Below are 19860 nucleotides of genomic sequence, written 5' to 3' on the forward strand. Positions count from 1 at the left end.
ATTATTTATTCATAGTTAGATAGCTCCCATTTTTTACTCCATGACGGAGGGTGATCGTCCATTTCGGCTCCTTTAGTTAATAATTATTCAGCATTAGGCTGGTAGCTCTGATGCCACTTTCCAGTTAATTGCACTGACACTCTGTTCAATACTGATCCGGCAAACCAATGCTTCAATTTCTTTTTGCTCCGCCGGTGTTGCTAAAAATTCAGCAATAACTTCTAACTGTTCCGGTCTAAGCGTATCGGCACTGCTTAATGATTGCAGCCGGATATGTAATCCATTTATTGCTTGTAAAATTAATGTTCTAACTAAGATTTCATCGTCTTGATGACACATCACACGAATTTTATAACGTTGTTCAACATCAAGCGCTTGGGTTTGTGGTTGTTTATTAATTCTTTGTGCCGCTTCACGCAGTAGAATATTGGCACAAAGGATAAGCATCGTAGCCATCGTCGCTAAAGAGTACTGCCCGAGGCCACATAACACCCCAATACCAGCAGAGCACCAAAGTGTGGCCGCCGTATTCAAACCACGAATATTCATTCCTTCACGCATGATAACCCCGGCTCCCAGAAAACCTATTCCAGATACAACTTGTGCTGCGATTCTTCCTGGACTATCAGGTGAGGTGGTGACCGAACTCAAAATAAATACGGCAGCCCCTGTTGCGACTAACGCATTTGTGCGTAAACCCGCCATGCGCTGACGCCATTGACGTTCCGCACCAATTAAAGCGCCTAAGCACATTGCGAAAACTAAATTTAAAATATCGGGAGTAAATAACATGATGATCCCTCCAAAAATAAATTGGATAATAAAAATAGGTAAAATATATTTCACCTAGCCTTAAGCATGAATAATAAAATAATTATTCAACGTTATAGGCTATTACCTGGAGGAAATAATGAATAGAAATAGAGATTCATGACCTTTACTCACAAAAAATACAACCTATTGATAAACAATAGTTATTTAATTAAGGAGTATCGAGAGAGTCAACGCTTGATACTGCCCACCATCGCGGCAAGCAGTTAATAGAAGGAATAATTAATTACTTGCCAATAAAATTAAATTTTTATTACAACTCTGACTGTCCAAGTAATTATCTCCTAACGAAATTTGCAAGAAGTATAGATTGCGTTATTTATGAAGTAAAGCTTTAAAATAATATTTCATAATAATTAGCTTTCTATGGGACTGACAAATATCCCATCTCCCCCTTCTTTTTCATTAAAAAACCAGATACCACCTGGGTATTCAGGTAGAGAAACTAAATACATTATGCCTTCATTAAAAGTTTCAATGAGTAATATTTTGCCTTCACGTCGTTCTTGGCCGTCAGTTTTGACATAAACACGATCATTAATTTTCATCAGATGGCGGTCTCCAGTAAAAGTGTACTGAAACCTAGTGTAGCGGGAATGAAAAAGCCCGTCATTAAAAATGACGGGCTTTAGAAAATCAGTTAAGCAATTAAGCTTAGATTGCAGTTACGTTAGCAGCTGCTGGGCCTTTCGCACCATTTTCAATGGTGAATTCAACTTGCTGGCCTTCTGCCAGAGTTTTGAAACCAGCGCCCTGAATGGCAGAGAAGTGAACGAAAACGTCTTTGCTACCATCAGCAGGAGTGATGAAACCGAAGCCTTTAGACTCGTTGAACCACTTAACTTGACCTTTCATTTTGTCGGACATTTGACTTTTCCTATATAACATCAAAAAAACTTGCCTTTTCGGCATATATGGGCCAGAGTCAGCTATTTAATCAGGAAAAAACCAAGATGAAGCGTCACGGTCAAAGGCTATCTGGGATAACTTTCTTCTTTAGAACACACTAACTCAGTAATCATACATCAAATAGGACTGCTAAACAGGCCGATGACCATTAACTCATGAGTTAAGGATAATAGCAACTATTTTATAGAGATTCCCCTGAAAAAAACGCTGTTTTTTAGGCTACGTCACTTTTCACGCTATTAAATTAACAATTTTTTCGCATTTTGTTGATAGATTGAAAGAATTATTGAGTCAATCCAAACGCTATCAATAAGATAATTCTTATGCCGTGACAATTACACTCAATTTTTTTCGTAACTGATATATAACAATTCGACTTACGCATGATACTCTTCATTGCATAGATGTCTTACAGAGAGCTATCACACCATGGATATCATTAAAAAAATACTTATCGAAGATTTGGACACTATCAATAAAAGCGAAAAGCGTGATGGTAAGCCGTACTTCAACAGTCAATTTATCGCTAACCATCCCTATTTATGTATCGGTATGGTTGCCGCTTATATTCCATTAGCGATTTTAGTCCTCTATGCCCCTTATTTTGGGTTGTACTGGATGCTTGGTTTTACCGCATTATTTATCATTTTAGCGGCTGTTCTGCTATTTGATATTAAACCTGTATATCGTTTTGAAGATATCGGTGTCCTTGATTTACGCGTTTGCTATAACGGTGAATGGTTTGTAACCGAGAAAGTTTCTGATACCTCGATTCAAAAAATCCTTGATTCGAATGATGTTAGTAGTGCAATCAAACAAGAAATTACACGTTTGGTCGAACTTAAAGGGATGGTTTCATTTTATGATATTTATCATATTGCCTATCCGGAAGTTCCTACACGAGTAGAAACACCATTAATGACTCAGAATAAAGCGCAATATCAATAAGCTAGAGTAAAAATCAACCATAATGCACAGTCCGTAACCAAACGAATTATTTTTGTGTTTTTATCGTTGACAGCCTGAGGCGATATCGTTAATATTCGCCTCGTTCTCAGGAACACTGCAATTCCTCCATAGTTCAGTCGGTAGAACGGCGGACTGTTAATCCGTATGTCGCTGGTTCAAGTCCAGCTGGAGGAGCCAAATTTGAAAAGCCCGCTTTATAGCGGGCTTTTTGCTATTAATGTTCGTTTTATTTCAACATAGCATTACGCCAACGCTGCACACCTTGCGCATTTCGCTGGTATTGCCTTATCGGCTCTAACACCAAGCTAAAAAAAGCAAAATATCCCTCACATAATTGATTGCGACCTAATAGGTTTACATGCGCGGGACAACCACCTTGACACACCATTTTCACCGCACATTGCTGGCATTCTTTACGGCGGCTTTTATTTTGTCCAAAAGGGAGCGAAATAGCAGAAGTGACAAATTCACTGAATCCCTGCTGTCCATTAAATTTGCCAAGATAATGACTTTTATTTGCCTGATGGTCACAAGCATAAATTTCACCTTTTGTTTCCATCATCATATTCGTGCCGCAGCGCTCCGAATGAACACAGCTTGTGCTTACATGGGTAAAATATTGGCTGTATACTTGTTCGATATTCATTACAAAGACTTTGCCAATATGCGCCGACGCCTGCCACTGTCGATACACTGAACTTAAAAACTGCCCCCAGTTGTTTGCACTTAAGGTAAACCCTTGGTTAATCGCATCCCCTTCTAACATCAAGGGCTGAAATTGAATATAATGAGCGCCAAGCTCAACCAGATGGAGATAAATTTCTTTGCCTAAATGAGCAACCCCATCATGAACAACGGTTAATATATTAAATTCAATAGCAAACTGTTGCAGTAATTTAATGCCTTGTAGCACAGCCAGATAGCTACCGTTATTACCTCGTCTGTCATGGCGATAGCGGTTATGAATATGTTCTGGACCATCAAGACTAACGCCAATGATAAAATCATGCTGTTTAAAGAAACGGCACCATGCCGGCGTTAATAACGTTGCATTTGTTTGCAATGTATTAATAATGCGGACACCTTGAGGCACATATTTTTGTTGTAAGGACATCGCTCGTTTATAAAAATCTAATCCTGCGAGTAGAGGTTCCCCACCTTGCCAGACAAAATTAATTTCTTTGGTATAGATGGGCTGGGATGCAATGTAATTTTTAATAAAAGGCTCCAGCATATCCTTTATCATCGGTGCCGCTTTTTGCTCATTATTTTGTGGATAATAGCAATAGTCACATTTTAAATTACAGCCCGAACCAACGGGCTTTAATAAAATATGAAAAGGAATCGCCGATCTGACCGATTTTTTATCAACGACAGGTGGATCATAAAACGCAATTTTCATTTTATCCTCCTATTACTGCCCTTTTTTCGACTCGATACGTTGGTTCGTTTTAGGATCGATACCAATATAATGCCCCGTTGATTCATCGACGCCGATATAATCTATCGCTTCGCCTTTAGCCTCGATAATCATGCCCGTCTCAGCAAATTGTTGATATTGCCCCTCTAATTTTTTTACAACTTCAGGGTATTTCGACGCTAAATCATGTGTTTCTAGTGGATCCTCTTTTAAATTAAAGAGCTGCCAAGGCGCCATTTCCGCTTTTGACGAACCTTTCACTAAACGTCTTAATTTCCAATCCCCGTCAATTAATGCAGCTTGATTATGTAATTCCACACCAAATAAATGTCGAGGATTAACCGTGCTTTCACCTAGGAAATGGGATTTAAAGCTTGTGCCTAACATCGGTAATGGATGGATATTTTTAATTTGTTTATTTGCATCAATACCTGCAAATTCATATAACGTTGGAGCGATGTCATAAACAGCCATCGGGGTATGGTCAATACTGCCTTTTTTGCCAATACCAGGGCCAGTAATAATCAGGTCAGTATTAATTCCACCTTGCGCGCTGGTTGTTTTATGGAAATTTGCATAAGGGGCATTGCTCACATTTGCCCAGTGAGGCCCAACAGATACAAATGAATTCTTACGACCAAGGTTTTCATAACTATTATCAAATTGTTCCCAATATTGCGGATCCGATTCATAATAAAAACCAGAAGCTGGATTAGCACCATTATCCGTAGCAAAAATAATAATGGTATTTTTCTCTCTACCAGTGGCCTTTAATGTATTTATGACACCGCCAATTTGATCATCCATATAGGCAATCATTGCAGCATATACTTGCATTGTTTTCGCAGCATAACGCTTTTCTTCAGGCGTTAACTGCTGCCATTCTTTATCTAAATCCAAATTGGGCATGGGGGTTTTATCATTGATAATACCCAATTCTTTGAGTCTATTTATACGTTGGCGATAAACTTTGCCAAACCCTTCATCGTATTTTCCATCAAATTTACTGATCCAATCGTCAGGCGCTTGAATGGGGTCATGCGGGGCAGTAAAAGCGAGGTAAGCAAATATAGGTTGGTCTTGCGGCGTTTCTTTTATCCATTGTTCAAGTTGTTGCGCATAATTTTTACTTGAATAAAAATCACTCGGCAATGATGTCTTTTCGCCATTTAACGTATAGTAAGTATGAAAACGTTCAACTGTTCCAAGTGGCATCGCATCATCAAAATGACTGGTTCCGCCTCCCATAAATGCAAATGCTTGATTAAAACCTCTGTCCGTTGGCCTTGCTCCTTTGGTATAACCTAAATGCCATTTACCTGACATCATGGTGTTATAGCCGGCATCTTGGAAACGCTCCGCCATAGTGACCACACGGTCGGTTAAACGCAGCTCATAGCCGGGTTGCCCTACCGTATTTTCATACCACCACATTCCCCCCATTCCTGCTTGTTGGTTGGTTGCCCCCGTCAACAGCATCGAGCGCGCAGGCGCAGACATTGGAGAGGTATAATATTGACTCATCCTAACACCTTGATTAGCCATTTCTTGTAAATTTGGCGTAGGGATTTCCCCTCCAAATGGGCTAATGTCAGAATATCCCATGTCATCGACAATGATGATCAGAACATTAGGCTTATCAATAGGTGCAGCAAATGTTGTACTAGAAATCACAGAGGTTAAAGCGACAGCTAACAGTGTTTTTTTCATTCAAGCTCACTCTCATTGTTAATTTTTTGTAGCTTTAACGTTAAATATAGTTTTCATCAATGACTATCGTTCTTAGGTACGATACCTATTGGTCCTATTTTTGCTGACATAACCGCCATATTGTTTATTTAGCAATCACTTGGCAATTTTTTTCATATTTATGCTTTACAAGCATCAATAGGATGGGTAATATTCGCCTCGTTCTCAGGAACATCGCAATTCCTCCATAGTTCAGTCGGTAGAACGGCGGACTGTTAATCCGTATGTCGCTGGTTCAAGTCCAGCTGGAGGAGCCAAATTTAAAAAGCCCGCTTTATAGCGGGCTTTTGCTATTTGAAGATAACCTCGCTTTTCCTATCACTATTTTTCACTACTATTTTTCACTACTATTTTTCACTACTATCGTCGTTTATTCATCACGTCTTTCCCCCTCGAAAGCACGTTACCATGCCCTATTCGATGAAACTTACAGCAATTCGATCACAGAACAAGCAATCAAACTTTTCTTACCGTTTCTTCTTTGACATTTCGATCCAGTAACGCTACTATTCCTCTCGCTTTAAGGAGTTCCTCCATAGTTCAGTCGGTAGAACGGCGGACTGTTAATCCGTATGTCGCTGGTTCGAGTCCAGCTGGAGGAGCCAACTTAATTCACCTACCTTTAGTACACTCCCTGTTTTTTCCTTTATGATAAATCCAAATTGAAAACGCTTATATTTCAAGATAATTGTCAATTAGCGTAGCTATTTTATCGTTTTCGTTTTATTATTCTGCTCCGGCTTGAGCATCTTGCTCATTACTCTATTTCCCCCTTTATGGAGCCGGTTTCATGACAACTGCAACAACTTTAACGATCCGCCGCCCAGATGATTGGCATGTTCATTTTCGCGATGGTGATATGCTGAAAACTGTTGTGCCCTATACTAGTCAGTTTTTCGGTCGTGCCATTGTCATGCCAAACCTTGTCCCCCCAGTTACGACCATTGAAATGGCTAAAGCCTATCGTGAACGCATTATGCAAGCGGTTCCTGTGGGTCATCAATTTACGCCATTAATGACTTGTTATTTAACCGATACGACGAATGCCGATGAACTCATTCGTGGTTTCCAAGAAGGGGTATTTACAGCGTGTAAGTTATACCCTGCTAATGCGACAACCAATTCAAGTCATGGTGTTTCTGATATCAAAAATATCTATTCCGCACTTGCTGCAATGGAGCAAGTTGGCATGCCACTATTGATCCATGGTGAAGTCACTTCAAGTGATATCGATATTTTTGACCGCGAGGCGCGTTTTATCGAGCAAGTCATGGAACCACTCAGAAAAAGGTTTCCTAAATTAAAAATTGTGTTTGAGCACATCACGACAAAAGAAGCTGCTCAATATGTACAAGAGGCAGACAATTATTTAGCTGCAACATTAACACCGCAACATTTAATGTTTAACCGTAATCACATGTTAGTGGGTGGTGTACGCCCTCACCTATATTGCTTACCTATTTTAAAGCGTAATGTGCATCAAGAAGCACTACGTGCAGCCGTTGCATCTGGTAATGAGCGCTTTTTCTTAGGGACCGATACGGCGCCTCACGTACAACATCGTAAAGAGTCATCTTGTGGTTGCGCGGGCGTATTTAATGCACCGACCGCACTCGCAGCTTATGCAACGGTATTTGAAGAACTCGGTGCACTGGCACATTTTGAAGCCTTTTGCTCATTAAATGGGCCTAAGTTCTATAATCTTCCTGTTAATGAGGGCTTTATCCAATTAACAAAAGAAAAAAATATCACTGCCTCATCGATTGATTGCGGTCATGATAAATTGATCCCATTTCTCGCTGATGAAGATGTATCTTGGTCTGTACGCGTTGTTAGCTAATCATTTTGACGGGAAGCTAATCACTTCCCGTTAGTCTATTAATCCCTTTTCTGTGACTTTTTTGCATAATCTGTCATTTAGATGCAAAAAAAACGACTTTCCTCTTTTCAAATGACAAAATCCTTTTATACTAAGTGATACTCGTTATGAGTATCTCGCCCTTAGTCAGTTATCGATATGTATTTATCACGTAGTATGATTAGGAGGTGTCTATGAATAGAAAAAATGATGTGATTCAAACCCACCCTGTTGTTGGTTGGGACATCAGTACCGTTGATGCCTATGATGCAATGATGCTGCGTTTGCATTATTTGCCAGAAAAAAGTGAAAATAGTGAAAGTGCTGTTGTTGACAAGACAATGTGGTTAACAACCGATGTAGCAAGGCAGCTGATTAATATTCTACAAGCCGGTATCGATAAAATAGAATCTGGTGATTATGTAGAACCAGATTTTAAAACGCACTAGAGAAAGTAATGGATATTCGGGTTTATCCCCAATATCCATTAGCACATTCAATGCCTTCTTATTCTTAATTTAAATAGATTCAATCTTTATATTTAATATAGTTAATATTAATAGCATAAAATTGATAATTGTTATTTTCGATTTATTATCAAAAACAAACAAAATTAATTATTTTTTATCATTAGTTTATTGACTTTAATATCCCTTACAATTTATTGTAATATTCTTTTCGAACAAGGATGTTCCTTATGAGAATACTAGTGATTGATGAGTGTTATTATACTCGAATTGGCATTACTGAATATTTATCATCTAATAAAAAATTAGAATTTATCAGTGTGGGGTGTATTGATGAAGCGATTAGTTGTATTAATGACACCAAGCCGACAATAGTCCTTGTGAATTTAACTTACTATTGCCATCACTCTAATTATTGCTTATCACTAAAAAAACTTTTAACATCATCGAATGAAACAAGGTTTTATATTTATATCAATGCCACCTACCCAATATCAGACAAGCCATTATTATTAAAGGACAACTATTTTATTATGTCTAAAAAAATCATTATTCCTACTTTAGATAAAGTGATTAATGATTCAGAACATATCAAGGAAACAATAAAACTAACAAATAAATCAAACTCATCAATATTTACATTAAAAGAACAGTGCATTATTAATAGTTGGATGAATGAAACACCTAATCACCTTATTTCTAAGAAATTGGGGATCAGTAATAGTACGGTTTATTCACAAAAGAGGCATATCGTCACAAAAGTGTATGTTAAAAATCGTATAGAGCTTTTCTTTATTTATAATATTTTTAAATATCTCTATTAAAAAAAAGCCCTACATAGGGCTTTTTTAAAAATTAATTATCACTATTTAATAAGCCATCCTCTAAACGATGACGTGATTTATTAAATATTTTATTGCTGACTTCACGGCCTGCTCGGCGGGCACGTTGCTGCTCTTCAGGTAATTTCATTTCTTCAGTACATGCAGCGCTACAGCAGCCTTCATATTTCTCAGCACAAGATGGGCATTGGATAAATAATAAATGGCATCCATCATTCCGACAGTTAGTATGTGAGTCACAAGGTTCACCACATTGGTGACAATGCGCTAATACTTCATCAGTGATACGCTCTCCCATGCGGTTATCGAACACAAAGTTTTTCCCTTTGAAACGCAAAGGTAAACCCTGTTCTCTCGCTTTACGCGCATACTCAATAATACCACCTTCAACATGGTAGACGTTTTTAAAGCCATTATGCAGCATGTATGCGCTAGCTTTTTCACAACGGATCCCACCAGTACAGTACATGACAATGTTTTTATCTTTTTGTTGTTGCAACATGTCAACAGCCATTGGTAGTTGCTCTCTGAAAGTATCAGATGGCACTTCCAGTGCATTTTCGAAATGGCCTACTTCATATTCATAATGGTTGCGCATATCCACAAAAACAGTGTTTGGATCATCAATCATCTCATTCACTTGTTCCGCTTTGAGATACTGTCCCGTCTTTGAAGCGTCAAACGAATCATCTGTAATACCATCAGCAACCACACGATCACGAACTTTCATGCGAAGTACCCAGAAAGATTTTCCGTCATCGTCGATAGCAATGTTAAGGCGTAAGCCATCTAATTCAGGGCTAGTCTGATAAATAAGTTCGCGTAGTGCGTCAACCTTTGATGAAGGTATGCTGATTTGCGCATTGATACCTTCTTTAGCAATATACACTCGCCCAAACACATTAAGTGCTTTGAATTTCACATACCAATCATTTCTAAACTCGACCGGATCTTGGATATTGAAATATTTATAAAAAGAAATCGTTGTTCGCGGCTCAGTCTCAGCCAACATACGTTCTTTAAGAATTTTATTCGAAACTTGATTGTGTAACACTGGCATGGTGTTCTCTTTTCCTTTGTAACTAACTCATCGTTAAAGCTTAAAATCAGATGGTGTCCACGAAGTGTCCACACGAGCTCATTCGCCAATATTATCGCTGTTATTTTGTTAATAAAAAACCCCTAATGTTAAGGGGTTTTGTTTTTCAGTAATACAAAAGGGAAACTTACCGTAATAGATGAGTTTATTTCAACGTGAAATTAAGTTATATTATAACATTAAAATTTGACATTATTTACTCAATCCGACTCATTAACATAGATCGCCTATGAAATTCAAAGCGTTGCTTCTTGTTCTCTGTTTAATATTCACAGCAAAAAGTATTTCTCATCCTCATAGCTTTATCGATATGCAAGTAGTGCCAGATATCAAGCAACAGCAATTTATTGGCCTAACGTTTACTTGGAAAATGGATCCCATGACGTCCGCTGATATTGCTTATGAACTGAAAAATAGTAAGGAAGATGACCCTAAATGGAAAGCTCAGGCAGCAACGCTTATGGCAAATATTCTAGCTCAAGACTATTTCACCGATTTTTATTCGCAAGGCAAAAAAGTGGCCTTCCACACAATACCGAGCCATTACCAATTACGCCGTGAAGGGCTGCAACTAATTTTCTCTTTTAGCATGGTTTTGAAACAGCCTATCGCGATAAAAGGTTCAAATATCGAGTTCATGACCTATGACCCTACCTTTTTTGTCAGCATGACTTACCCCAATCAGCAATCGGTGATTGCCCCACAAGCGCTTAATGCCGCATCATGCCACCTCACCTTGCAAGAGCCTAACGTGTCTGACGAATTACGTTTCTATGCTTATTCACTTGATATTAATCAGACACCTGAAGAGGACACAACCTTAGGGCTGCAATTTGCTCAGAAGGTAAAAATACAATGCCAATAAGTCGATTAGCTCAAGTTTTACGCCCCAAAATTGTTCTCAGTCTCTTATTATTCGTAACTCTTAGCGCTGTTGCTTATCAAATTTACCAGTACTGGCCCCTTTGGTTACAAACCAGTGTTGCTTGGCAACGTCAGTTAAATCTTTCTCTGACTGAGTTATTGCAATCAACTCAACGAGCCCCTTTACAAGCAGGAAGCTTACTTGTCGCGGTCAGCTTTCTCTATGGCTTTTTACATGCGGTTGGCCCTGGCCATGGTAAATTGATTATTAGTACTTATATTGCAACACAACCAACTCGCCTAAAACAGAGTGTCCTACTCAGTTTACTGGCCTCCCTGTTACAAGGTGGTGTGGCGATTGTCCTCGTCTCCGTTATCTTAGTCGTTTTCCAATTATCCACCCGCCACCTCAATATAGTCAGCTTATACAGTGAAAAACTCAGCTATGCATTCGTCATCTTGCTCGGTTTTTTGTTCTGTTTAAAGGCGATTCACCAGTGGTATAAAACCGCTCAAAGACGCCCGGCATCTGTATGGAAAATACACACAATCTCACCATCGAAACTAAGCCATGGCGCCGTTCTTAAACCGACACTTTCCACGGGTGCTGTTTGCGGTTGTGGTCATCAACACGTTGTTTCAAGTAGTCAATTACAAACGAGTATACGTACACAAATCCTTGTCGTGCTCTCTATGGGGCTACGCCCTTGTTCAGGGGCGATACTTGTTTTGCTATTTTCGTCAGTAATAGGCGTTTATCTGTGGGGAGTACTTGCCGCCCTAGCGATGGCAATGGGGACAGCCTTAACGATTTGTTTAATCGCTTGTTTTGTCTATTTTATGCGTGATAGCGCAATGCGGATAACGAAAACGCGCAGTCCCCTTTTTTCGCCGTATTGGGGAATAGCGATTAGCTTATGTGCTGGGATTGTGTTTATCTTGTTAGGTGTCTTGATGTACCAAAACTTAACACTCAATGAAGTGAGTTCACCTTTACTTACGCCTCGAATACACTGAGTAATATGCGAAAAAAAGGAGGGCTCCCCCTCCTTGGCATCTGCCGAAGTTACGATGAGGTAGCTACATCGTAAGCGCAATGTCAACTGTCTAAACTGAATGTGACCAGAACCCTCCTCTCTGGCCACCTGTTATTTCTAACCAATAAGTTCAATACGAGCAGGCAATCCTTGTCTTACCGATGCTCCTGAAACCCAATCTAACCACGTGTTTGCCACTTCACGCGTTGGGTCGGCAAAACCTAGGTCATTTAGGTTGATACCTGAACCATTCGCTGCATTCATCGGCATCGGTTCACCATCAAGAAAGTGCTGTTTCGCCCCCATTTCTTTGTGACCATAGCCATGTTCAATCGCAAGTACCCCTGGCATCACACCATCTAATACACTGATTTGAGCTTCTACATGGCCTCCTGGCGTCGTGATTTTGACCCAATCGCCATGCTTAACACCCATTTTTTGTGCATCATTAGGGTGAATAGCCACAAGGTTGGTCGGCTTCACATGGCGTAAGCGTTCAATCATCGTGGTAGAACTGCTCATAACATGTGATTTAAATGACATGAGTTTTAATGGCCATTCGTTTGGTGGGAAGATATTGTTGACATCCTCACCATTGGCTAAACGCGGTGGATAATAGGTTGGACATCCACTGTAACGCTCGCCTGTAATGGCATGGCGATTAACCGCAACCGTTGGGTTCCAAATCTGTAAACCTTTTTTCCATTGTGGTCCTGTCGCATCACCATCCCATGCTTTTTCATAAGGAGCAAAACGACCACCACGTGTATAGATATAGGCTACGCGTCTGATCTCTTCAGGTTTTAGTGTTTTCTCCATGGCTGGCATAATGCGTTCCACACCACTGAGCTGAATGTCTTCGCTTGCCGCTTCTGGTACAGGCTTCTCACCCAACCAAGCCATATTCGCTGCCACACGTAGATAATAATCTTCTGCACTGTTCAATGAATGTTTATTGCCATCCATATCTTCAATAACGTTATCACCAAATCCTGGAAGGTTTAGTTCTTTAGCGACCGCAATACAGAATGCTTCCATCGAAATAGGCTGACCATCCGCCGTTTTCGCGGTACGCGGCTCAACAATCGGCCAGCGAGCTGTACTTGCTTTGACCTGGACGCCAGACCAAGGAGCACTGAATCCCCAACTTTCAAAATTATGAGTATCAGGAATAATATAGTCAGCCAATGCGGTGGTTTCATTCATAAAGGCATCAATACCAATGATAAGAGGAAGATGTTTTGGATCTTTCAGTTTCTCTTCCATCACTTGACGGATCCCTGCAATACCGTAAACAGGGTTCGTCATATTGGTGATCCACGCCTTCAATTGATAGGGATATCCCATCAGTGCCGATGCTAATTGCTCTGTTAATTGGCCTTTAGCAAACGGATACCAAGGTGCTTTCGCAGGATAAGGTGATTCACCCGCAGCGACACGAGCTTTGAATTCATCAGATTTTTCATAGACTTCGTTACTACGTGATAATACGACACCCTTTGGTTTCACTTTACCTGCATAGCTCGCTATCTTATAACGAGGACCATCGGTTTCGCCGTTAAATTTGCCGCCACCAACAGAGACTCCCCCTTTGAGGTTTAAGTTACCAATCAGTGCATTCAACATAATGACCGACCAAGCGGTATAAAAACCATTGCCTCCCATCATCCCACCATGGGAAATTACAGCGGCTTGACGATCATAAGAGGTCAAGGCGCGACCCAATGATTCGATCGTCTTCACAGGAACTTGGCAACGTTCGCTATACTCTTCTAGAGTCATGCGCTCAGCCGCTTCTTTTAAGCATTGGAAACTTGATTTCACAGTAACTTCACTACCATCATGTAACGTTACTTTACGCGTCACAAACAGTTGTGCATTCGTGACATCATCAGCAAGTTTTAGCTCACCCGATGCATCCTGTACCAAGTATGCTTTTTTACTTTGTTCATCATCCGCGACTTGTCCATTCAAGTGTGAAGCAAGTAATAATTGTCCTGCTAATGGATGTGCGTCATCAGTGATCACCAAGTGCGTCGAGTTAGTCCAACTCTTCTCCCCCGCTGCTTGCATCGATTTTTCGCTCGGCACACTCAAATAGGCCGCATTATAACGCTCATTTTCGATGATCCAGCGGATCATTCCCATGACGAGCGCGGCATCAGTACCCGGTTGAACAGGTACCCAATGACCATGATCGTTAGCAAGTGTTGTCGTTAACGGTAATGCAGGCGCAACTACGACATAGTTAAAATTATCTCGTAAACGAGCAGACGCTAATTGGCGACCTTGACGTTTAAATGGGTTCCCTGACTGTGCTGGTGAGGTTCCAATAAATAAGGCAAAACGAACGTTATCCCAATCGGGTTTGACGTGTGCGTTTTTATCCAAATCATCCATTAATGCACCAGAACCCGCACGATAGGCTAAACCACAATAGGAGCCGTGGGCACCAAAGTTCTTGCTACCAAACGCATTTTGCGCAAAGCGTCGAATGAAACCATCTCGGCCATCATCCCCAGCATTAGTGACTAATAATTGGTTTGCTTTTGGACCTAATTTGGGTTGTGCAGGATCCAGAGGGGTTTCGAGGTCACGAATAGCACGTAGTCCATCAACATGTCCCTCTCCAAATAAATCACCGCCCTCAACCACTTCTTTAATCAGTTGCTCAAAACTAATACGTTCCCATTTACCTTCACCACGCTGACCAACACGCTTCATTGGCTCTAGGATACGTAACGGACTCGTTAGTCCTTCCATCAACGTCGCACCACGTGCACATGCCGTTGAACGATGCTCTAAACCACTTTCTCCCCCCATTTTGTTGAAGGCCGTTTTCAAAGGCATACCGTAAGGAAAATGCTTTTCATGAGAAAGTGGATGGTATGGGTTACCTGCAATACGTAATACTTCATTCTTTGCCGTATCAACACGTGCGCGAATACCACACTGTGTCCAACAACCGAAGCATTGTGTCATGGCAACGACTTGTTCTGGATTTTCCTTCCAGCCACCATTCGCTTGGCCTTCAGGACGTAATGAGTTGCCATTGATACGATCTAATGTCACTTTACCGGAGGTGCCATTGGCGAGGCCATCGACTGCACGCTTAGCAACGTCACGGTAACCTGCACCAAACAGTGCTAATCCACCGACAACTAAACCACCTTTAAGCCATTGACGTCTTGAGAATTTAGCCATGTTGCACTCTCCTTGCAAACCAACGAACACCTTCACGAACGATAATAATTAGTGCAATCCACAATCCGAATGTACCGAGTAATGCGAGTAGCCCAGCAGTGCCCATCGGGAAATGATATGGATTAACGATAACGTTGTATTTTGGTACCGCTTGAACTTCCATCAAGAATACCCAACGTAAACTCCAAGTTAGCCCCATCGCGACTAATGCAGCAACGGTGATATAACCTATCGAACGAGTCGCCTTCAGATTGAATACTGACATCAATAACGCGGCAACCCATAGTGCACAAATCCCCATTAACATCCACCAGCCAGGGCTTGCTACATCGAGTTGATGACGTACTGCAATACCTGAAATGGTGTCACCTGATAACCATAATGCGAAGCACACGGCTAATAAAAGTAAGGTGATGACCTGAAAACGTGCTAGACGTTGTTGATATTGTGGCTCACGTCGTGCACCTAAACCGATTAAAGCGGGCACTGCTTGCATTGCACTGAAGAATAGCAATACTGGGATCCACCAGCTAAACCAAATTGGTCGTGCGATTAATACTGACGCTTCACGTCCGGTATACAGCAATAACCCTATGGCGGATAGAGCAGACAATAGCGCAACCCAACGCGTTGCTTTAAACTCTTTTTTCCAAATAAACTTAACCAAGAGTGCGATGAAATACAGGCCAGTAAAGGTCGTAAATAAAGGCAACAGCACAGATCCCCACCACATCCATGACCAAATGGTTGGATGGGCATAGAAATGCCATACACGAGCCGTTTGGTGCAGATCCGCTGTCAATGCTAATGGTGCTGTAATACCCATCGTTATCGTGATAAATACCGCTATCATTTCTAAACGGCTATTTTCACTCTTAGCTTGCCAGTGTAAGTAACAAGCGTACAAGGTTGCACATGCTGCAATACCGATAAAAAAGAAATACTGAACCGCCCAAGGCAACCAAAAAAACTCTTGCGGTTGAGCCATAATTTCTGAGATATAAGCCACTTGTTCACTCATCAGAACACCTCCTGCCACAGTGCTGGTTGCCCTTTGCCGGCTAACGGCTGAACAAAAGCATCATCCAGACCTAAATAAAACACTTGCGGTAATGTGCCACTTTCAGGTTTAAGAACTTTAATTTCTGCTTCATGTTCTGTGAGCATTTTCCGAATAGTACTATTCGGATCTTTTAAATCACCGATAATGCGTGCCCCACCAACACAGGATTCAACACAAGCAGGTAATAATCCCACCTCAAGGCGATGAGCACAGAAAGTACATTTATCTGCGGTTTGTGTTGTGTGGTTGATAAAACGCGCATCGTATGGGCAGGCTTGAACACAATAGGCGCAGCCAACACAGCGTTCATTATCAATCACCACGATGCCATCTTCACGTTGGAACGTTGCTTGCACAGGACAAACAGGCACACAAGGCGGGTTATCGCAATGGTTACATAAACGGGGCAACAGGACGTTTGTCAGCCCTTCTTCACCTTGCAAAGAGACTTGATATTGGTTAACCGTCGTCCGGAATTGGCCTTGTGGCGTCTGATTCTCAACAGCACAGCTAACAGTACATGATTGACAACCGACACAGCGGCGTAAATCGATCAGCATTCCATAACGCTTTTCAGGATTACCTTCACGACGAGTTGGAGCGAAATTAAGTCCTGCTTCAGCAATCGGTATCAACGATGCCCCGGCAGTCACAGCTCCTAATTGTTGTAGAAATTTTCGTTTACTCAGATCCATAATTGGCTCCAGTAGGACATTGCTAATGCTAAAATAGAGGATAAAAATTGCTATTCTTTTGGTTTTACAGGTTTTATTTACCTGTTACATCAAGCTATTTTTGATAACCCCAGTAATTCTTATTTCTCTTTAAAAACGGTGTGTTATCTTTAATTGGTCTTATTGTAAGAGGGGCAGCGTAACGACCCTATTGTGGTTTACCACATACCCGTAGCTAAATTGATCTAACGCAACTAATAAGCCAAATATGTTAAAGAAATACTCTATGTCTTTGTATCGATTACTGATAATCATTCTTATTGCCGGGTCATTTCCGGCCATGGCAGCAGAATGGAAAATTGGGGTGCTTGCCTTACGCGGTGCTAACTCAACCCAAACCCATTGGCAAACATTAATTGATACATTGAATAATGCGCTGCCTGATGAGCATTTCACTTTGCAGCCGCTTAATTTAGATGAGATGCGTAATGCGATTTCAGAACGTAAAATTGACTTTTTACTCACTAATCCCGCACAATTTATTCAATTAGATAGCCGTTATCATCTACGTTGGTTGCTCTCTTTACGCTCTTCCGTCGAACCTGATAGTACAACACGCAATGTGATTGGTAGCCTTATTTTAGTGCGCGCTGATAGCGAGGTTAACGAAATAAAAGACCTCATCGGTAAGAAGGTGGGGGCAATTTCTCCGGATGCATTTGGAGGCTATCTGTTAGGTTATAAAGTATTGCGAGATATGGGCTATGATGCCGAAAAAGATTTTCGCATGCAGTTCCTCGGCTTTCCTGCCGATGCATTATTGTATGCGTTACGGGACGACTCACTTTCTGCGGCCATTATCCCTGTCTGTTTATTGGAGAATATGGATAAAGAAGGGTTAATTGATAAAAACCATTTCCGTCCTTTAATCGAACATGAGAGCAATTTACCCTGTAAAACCAGTACAGAACTCTACCCGAATTGGTCGTTTGCCGCGCTGAATGATGTTCCTGATAATTTAGTTGATAAAGTGACTAAAACACTGCTTTCATCGGATAAGTCAGGTATGCGCTGGGGAGCCCCCGCCTCGGTCAATCAAGTTGAGACGCTATTGCGTGATGTGAATCAACACCCACAACAACGCCAAATTTGGCAAGATATTGTGAGTTGGCTGATCCAGCATCAAATCACTATCAGCATCGCGGTACTGTTTTTTATTCTACTTGGCATCAACCATGTTTGGATCGCATTTTTAGTTCGTCGCAAAAGTCGACAACTCGAAGACGCGCACAATCGCTTACGACAACAAGAAGCCAACTTAGCAAAGGCGCAACGGCTGAATATATTAGGCGAAATGGCTTCTGGGTTTGCTCATGAGTTAAACCAACCTCTTTCGGCAATCCGCCACTATGCCCAAGGCTGTATTTTACGTCTTCAAAAAGAGTCAGATGAACATCCACTGATTAACGCCCTCACTAAAATTGATAATCAAGCGCAGCGCGGTGGTGATATTATTCGCAATCTTCGGTTATGGGCAGGAAAACCAAACCAAGAAGTTGCGTTACCTTTAAGTGAGCAATATGTCATACCGACCATACAACATATCTGGCAGCTACTACGAGTTCCACAGCATTATCCACTCGTCAAACTGATTTTACCTAATAGCCATGATGTCTGCTTGAAGCTCCCAGAAACACTACTTGACCAATTACTCTCCAATCTAATCAGTAATAGCTTACAGGCTGGTGCAAAGACTTTATGTTTTAGTTTTCACTTTGCACCAGAACGATTTTTATTGGTTTTACAAGATGATGCCGGTGGTATGGCGCCTGAACAGCTCACTCAAGGGATTACGCCCTTTGCGACGACGAAAAAAGAGGGACTCGGACTTGGCTTAGTGATTTGTCAGCGGCTGATTCAAAGCCAAGGAGGGGATATTCGTATTGAAAATAATCTGAGTGAGGAGGGGTTAAATGGCCTAAGAGTGACCTTAATCTTTCCTTATGAGGAAAAAGTATAAACACCAACCGCCTTCATACATCGACGGATAACATGAAGGCGAGGGTCATCTATTTTCAAGGTGATGTTCAATGAGAATGGAGTCATATCCCCTCACGCTAAATTTTAATGAATGTCGATTTACTTTCGCATACTATTGATAACATTAATCATGTGAATATGAGACAATCACGCTTCACCCGTTTAGATATTGATACCCCAGTTTGATGAAATGAGGTACTTATTCATGCCTGTTATACATCTGGTGGACGATGATCCTGCTGTCACGGATGCCTGCCAATTTCTTCTTGAAACACTCGGTTATACCGTTGTGGTTTGGAATGACAGTGAACAATTTATCCAACAAGCAAATCTTCATCAAGAAGGTGTGGTACTGCTCGATATGCGCATGCCAAAACTTGATGGCCGCCAAGTCCATCAATTACTCAAAGAACAGCAAAGTACATTAGCAGTCATTTTTCTTTCTGGTCACGGTGACATCCCTATGGCTGTCGAGCAAATCAAACTGGGTGCGGTCGATTTTCTCCAAAAACCCATTGATAGCCAATTGCTCGCTAAAACACTCGAACAAGCTCAAACAAAAACAACGCAAGCGACGGCCAGTTACCTCATCCAGCAACGCTACCAAACACTGACACCGAGAGAGAAAGAGATTTGCAAGTATGTCTTACAGGGCTTAATCAACCGAGAAATTGCAGACGTCGCCTGTGTATCAGTGCGAACTGTTGAAGTACACCGCTCCCGAATGATGGAAAAAATGGCTGTGCGTAATATTGCTGAATTAATGAGTACGCTACAGACGGCTAATTTATTAAATGAATAATTTGTTATAATAAGAACATTATTGATAAATAG

At 41.1% G+C, this 19860-nt stretch carries 17 protein-coding genes and 3 tRNA genes; 11 read left to right on the plus strand and 9 right to left on the minus strand.

Annotated features, from left to right (window positions below; translation table 11 throughout):
• Positions 1 to 93: 93 nt before the first annotated feature.
• The 3 genes from O7C57_RS13370 to cspE form a co-directional block, all read right to left on the minus strand.
• Positions 94 to 792: an MgtC family protein gene (locus tag O7C57_RS13370; protein ID WP_154621814.1), complete on the minus strand. Its 699-nt coding sequence runs from the start codon at positions 790 to 792 to the stop codon at positions 94 to 96.
• A 395-nt stretch (positions 793 to 1187) separates the two neighbouring features.
• Complete coding sequence (gene dsrB / locus O7C57_RS13375; RefSeq protein ID WP_195848191.1) at positions 1188 to 1379, minus strand: protein DsrB; 192 nt, start codon at positions 1377 to 1379, stop codon at positions 1188 to 1190.
• Between the two features lie 106 nt (positions 1380 to 1485).
• Complete coding sequence (gene cspE, locus O7C57_RS13380) at positions 1486 to 1698, minus strand: transcription antiterminator/RNA stability regulator CspE (protein WP_008911725.1); 213 nt, start codon at positions 1696 to 1698, stop codon at positions 1486 to 1488.
• A gap of 471 nt (positions 1699 to 2169) precedes the next feature.
• On the opposite strand from cspE, the gene O7C57_RS13385 reads away from it, so the two are divergent.
• Both O7C57_RS13385 and O7C57_RS13390 read left to right on the plus strand, forming a co-directional pair.
• Positions 2170 to 2688 (plus strand): YlaC family protein, encoded by a 519-nt coding sequence (locus O7C57_RS13385; RefSeq protein WP_154624497.1) that lies wholly within the window; start codon positions 2170 to 2172, stop codon positions 2686 to 2688.
• A 122-nt stretch (positions 2689 to 2810) separates the two neighbouring features.
• Positions 2811 to 2886, plus strand: a tRNA-Asn gene (locus tag O7C57_RS13390).
• 49 nt (positions 2887 to 2935) lie between these two features.
• Here O7C57_RS13390 and O7C57_RS13395 read toward each other — a convergent pair.
• Both O7C57_RS13395 and O7C57_RS13400 read right to left on the minus strand, forming a co-directional pair.
• The gene (locus O7C57_RS13395; protein ID WP_154624498.1) at positions 2936 to 4111 is read right to left on the minus strand and encodes an anaerobic sulfatase maturase; all 1176 of its coding nucleotides are present in this window, start codon (positions 4109 to 4111) and stop codon (positions 2936 to 2938) included.
• A 12-nt stretch (positions 4112 to 4123) separates the two neighbouring features.
• On the minus strand, positions 4124 to 5839 hold the full coding sequence (locus tag O7C57_RS13400) for an arylsulfatase (RefSeq protein WP_269723228.1): 1716 nt from the start codon (positions 5837 to 5839) through the stop codon (positions 4124 to 4126).
• Between the two features lie 220 nt (positions 5840 to 6059).
• On the opposite strand from O7C57_RS13400, the gene O7C57_RS13405 reads away from it, so the two are divergent.
• The 5 genes from O7C57_RS13405 to O7C57_RS13425 all read left to right on the plus strand — a co-directional run bounded on the left by O7C57_RS13405 (position 6060) and on the right by O7C57_RS13425 (position 9027).
• Positions 6060 to 6135: transfer RNA gene (locus O7C57_RS13405), tRNA-Asn, on the plus strand.
• A 272-nt stretch (positions 6136 to 6407) separates the two neighbouring features.
• Positions 6408 to 6483 (plus strand) — tRNA-Asn (locus O7C57_RS13410).
• 185 nt (positions 6484 to 6668) lie between these two features.
• A complete protein-coding gene (pyrC, locus tag O7C57_RS13415; RefSeq protein WP_154624502.1) occupies positions 6669 to 7718 on the plus strand; it encodes a dihydroorotase in 1050 nt (349 codons plus the stop codon).
• A 212-nt stretch (positions 7719 to 7930) separates the two neighbouring features.
• On the plus strand, positions 7931 to 8185 hold the full coding sequence (gene bssS / locus O7C57_RS13420) for a biofilm formation regulator BssS (RefSeq protein ID WP_154635662.1): 255 nt from the start codon (positions 7931 to 7933) through the stop codon (positions 8183 to 8185).
• A gap of 248 nt (positions 8186 to 8433) precedes the next feature.
• A complete protein-coding gene (locus O7C57_RS13425) occupies positions 8434 to 9027 on the plus strand; it encodes a LuxR C-terminal-related transcriptional regulator (protein WP_163862390.1) in 594 nt (197 codons plus the stop codon).
• A gap of 31 nt (positions 9028 to 9058) precedes the next feature.
• Here O7C57_RS13425 and O7C57_RS13430 read toward each other — a convergent pair whose 3' ends face one another.
• Positions 9059 to 10105, minus strand: coding sequence for a rhodanese-related sulfurtransferase (locus O7C57_RS13430; protein ID WP_154623002.1), 1047 nt, complete (start codon positions 10103 to 10105; stop codon positions 9059 to 9061).
• Between the two features lie 268 nt (positions 10106 to 10373).
• On the opposite strand from O7C57_RS13430, the gene O7C57_RS13435 reads away from it, so the two are divergent.
• Together O7C57_RS13435 and O7C57_RS13440 are read left to right on the plus strand one after the other, a co-directional pair.
• Positions 10374 to 11009: a DUF1007 family protein gene (locus O7C57_RS13435; protein WP_154623003.1), complete on the plus strand. Its 636-nt coding sequence runs from the start codon at positions 10374 to 10376 to the stop codon at positions 11007 to 11009.
• Positions 11000 to 12025, plus strand: coding sequence for a nickel/cobalt transporter (locus O7C57_RS13440; protein ID WP_269723229.1), 1026 nt, complete (start codon positions 11000 to 11002; stop codon positions 12023 to 12025). The genes O7C57_RS13435 and O7C57_RS13440 overlap by 10 nt, the downstream gene beginning before the upstream one ends.
• Before the next feature lie 137 nt (positions 12026 to 12162).
• Here O7C57_RS13440 and ttrA read toward each other — a convergent pair whose 3' ends face one another.
• Genes ttrA through ttrB form a run of 3 tightly spaced genes read right to left on the minus strand, consistent with a single transcriptional unit; the run spans position 12163 to position 17007 of the window.
• On the minus strand, positions 12163 to 15249 hold the full coding sequence (ttrA, locus tag O7C57_RS13445) for a tetrathionate reductase subunit TtrA (RefSeq protein WP_163862398.1): 3087 nt from the start codon (positions 15247 to 15249) through the stop codon (positions 12163 to 12165).
• On the minus strand, positions 15242 to 16270 hold the full coding sequence (gene ttrC, locus O7C57_RS13450) for a tetrathionate reductase subunit TtrC (RefSeq protein WP_269723230.1): 1029 nt from the start codon (positions 16268 to 16270) through the stop codon (positions 15242 to 15244). Before ttrC ends, ttrA begins: the two co-directional genes overlap by 8 nt.
• Positions 16270 to 17007 (minus strand): tetrathionate reductase subunit TtrB, encoded by a 738-nt coding sequence (ttrB, locus tag O7C57_RS13455; RefSeq protein ID WP_154623007.1) that lies wholly within the window; start codon positions 17005 to 17007, stop codon positions 16270 to 16272. Before ttrB ends, ttrC begins: the two co-directional genes overlap by 1 nt.
• A gap of 265 nt (positions 17008 to 17272) precedes the next feature.
• Here ttrB and ttrS point away from each other — a divergent pair, with 265 nt between their 5' ends.
• Positions 17273 to 19006, plus strand: a complete 1734-nt coding sequence (ttrS, locus tag O7C57_RS13460; RefSeq protein WP_163862404.1) for a tetrathionate respiration histidine kinase TtrS — start codon at positions 17273 to 17275, stop codon at positions 19004 to 19006.
• A gap of 225 nt (positions 19007 to 19231) precedes the next feature.
• Positions 19232 to 19828 carry a tetrathionate respiration response regulator TtrR gene (ttrR, locus tag O7C57_RS13465; RefSeq protein WP_154623009.1) on the plus strand — a complete coding sequence of 199 codons (597 nt, stop codon included), beginning with the start codon at positions 19232 to 19234 and terminating at the stop codon, positions 19826 to 19828.
• Positions 19829 to 19860: the final 32 nt, after the last annotated feature.

The sequence above is a fragment of the Providencia sp. 21OH12SH02B-Prov genome (genome assembly GCF_027362595.1).
GTDB lineage: Bacteria > Pseudomonadota > Gammaproteobacteria > Enterobacterales > Enterobacteriaceae > Providencia > Providencia zhejiangensis.

What these genes read in the sequence shown, in the direction of transcription:
- cspE (WP_008911725.1), bottom strand. Translation starts at nt 1,698, where the DNA reads ATGTCCGACAAAATGAAAGGTCAAGTTAAGTGGTTCAACGAGTCTAAA.
- O7C57_RS13430 (WP_154623002.1), bottom strand. Translation starts at nt 10,105, where the DNA reads ATGCCAGTGTTACACAATCAAGTTTCGAATAAAATTCTTAAAGAACGT.
- O7C57_RS13385 (WP_154624497.1), top strand. Translation starts at nt 2,170, where the DNA reads ATGGATATCATTAAAAAAATACTTATCGAAGATTTGGACACTATCAAT.
- bssS (WP_154635662.1), top strand. Translation starts at nt 7,931, where the DNA reads ATGAATAGAAAAAATGATGTGATTCAAACCCACCCTGTTGTTGGTTGG.
- O7C57_RS13435 (WP_154623003.1), top strand. Translation starts at nt 10,374, where the DNA reads ATGAAATTCAAAGCGTTGCTTCTTGTTCTCTGTTTAATATTCACAGCA.
- ttrC (WP_269723230.1), bottom strand. Translation starts at nt 16,270, where the DNA reads ATGAGTGAACAAGTGGCTTATATCTCAGAAATTATGGCTCAACCGCAA.
- ttrS (WP_163862404.1), top strand. Translation starts at nt 17,273, where the DNA reads ATGTCTTTGTATCGATTACTGATAATCATTCTTATTGCCGGGTCATTT.
- O7C57_RS13425 (WP_163862390.1), top strand. Translation starts at nt 8,434, where the DNA reads ATGAGAATACTAGTGATTGATGAGTGTTATTATACTCGAATTGGCATT.
- ttrB (WP_154623007.1), bottom strand. Translation starts at nt 17,007, where the DNA reads ATGGATCTGAGTAAACGAAAATTTCTACAACAATTAGGAGCTGTGACT.
- pyrC (WP_154624502.1), top strand. Translation starts at nt 6,669, where the DNA reads ATGACAACTGCAACAACTTTAACGATCCGCCGCCCAGATGATTGGCAT.
- ttrR (WP_154623009.1), top strand. Translation starts at nt 19,232, where the DNA reads ATGCCTGTTATACATCTGGTGGACGATGATCCTGCTGTCACGGATGCC.
- O7C57_RS13395 (WP_154624498.1), bottom strand. Translation starts at nt 4,111, where the DNA reads ATGAAAATTGCGTTTTATGATCCACCTGTCGTTGATAAAAAATCGGTC.
- O7C57_RS13400 (WP_269723228.1), bottom strand. Translation starts at nt 5,839, where the DNA reads ATGAAAAAAACACTGTTAGCTGTCGCTTTAACCTCTGTGATTTCTAGT.
- ttrA (WP_163862398.1), bottom strand. Translation starts at nt 15,249, where the DNA reads ATGGCTAAATTCTCAAGACGTCAATGGCTTAAAGGTGGTTTAGTTGTC.
- dsrB (WP_195848191.1), bottom strand. Translation starts at nt 1,379, where the DNA reads ATGAAAATTAATGATCGTGTTTATGTCAAAACTGACGGCCAAGAACGA.
- O7C57_RS13440 (WP_269723229.1), top strand. Translation starts at nt 11,000, where the DNA reads ATGCCAATAAGTCGATTAGCTCAAGTTTTACGCCCCAAAATTGTTCTC.
- O7C57_RS13370 (WP_154621814.1), bottom strand. Translation starts at nt 792, where the DNA reads ATGTTATTTACTCCCGATATTTTAAATTTAGTTTTCGCAATGTGCTTA.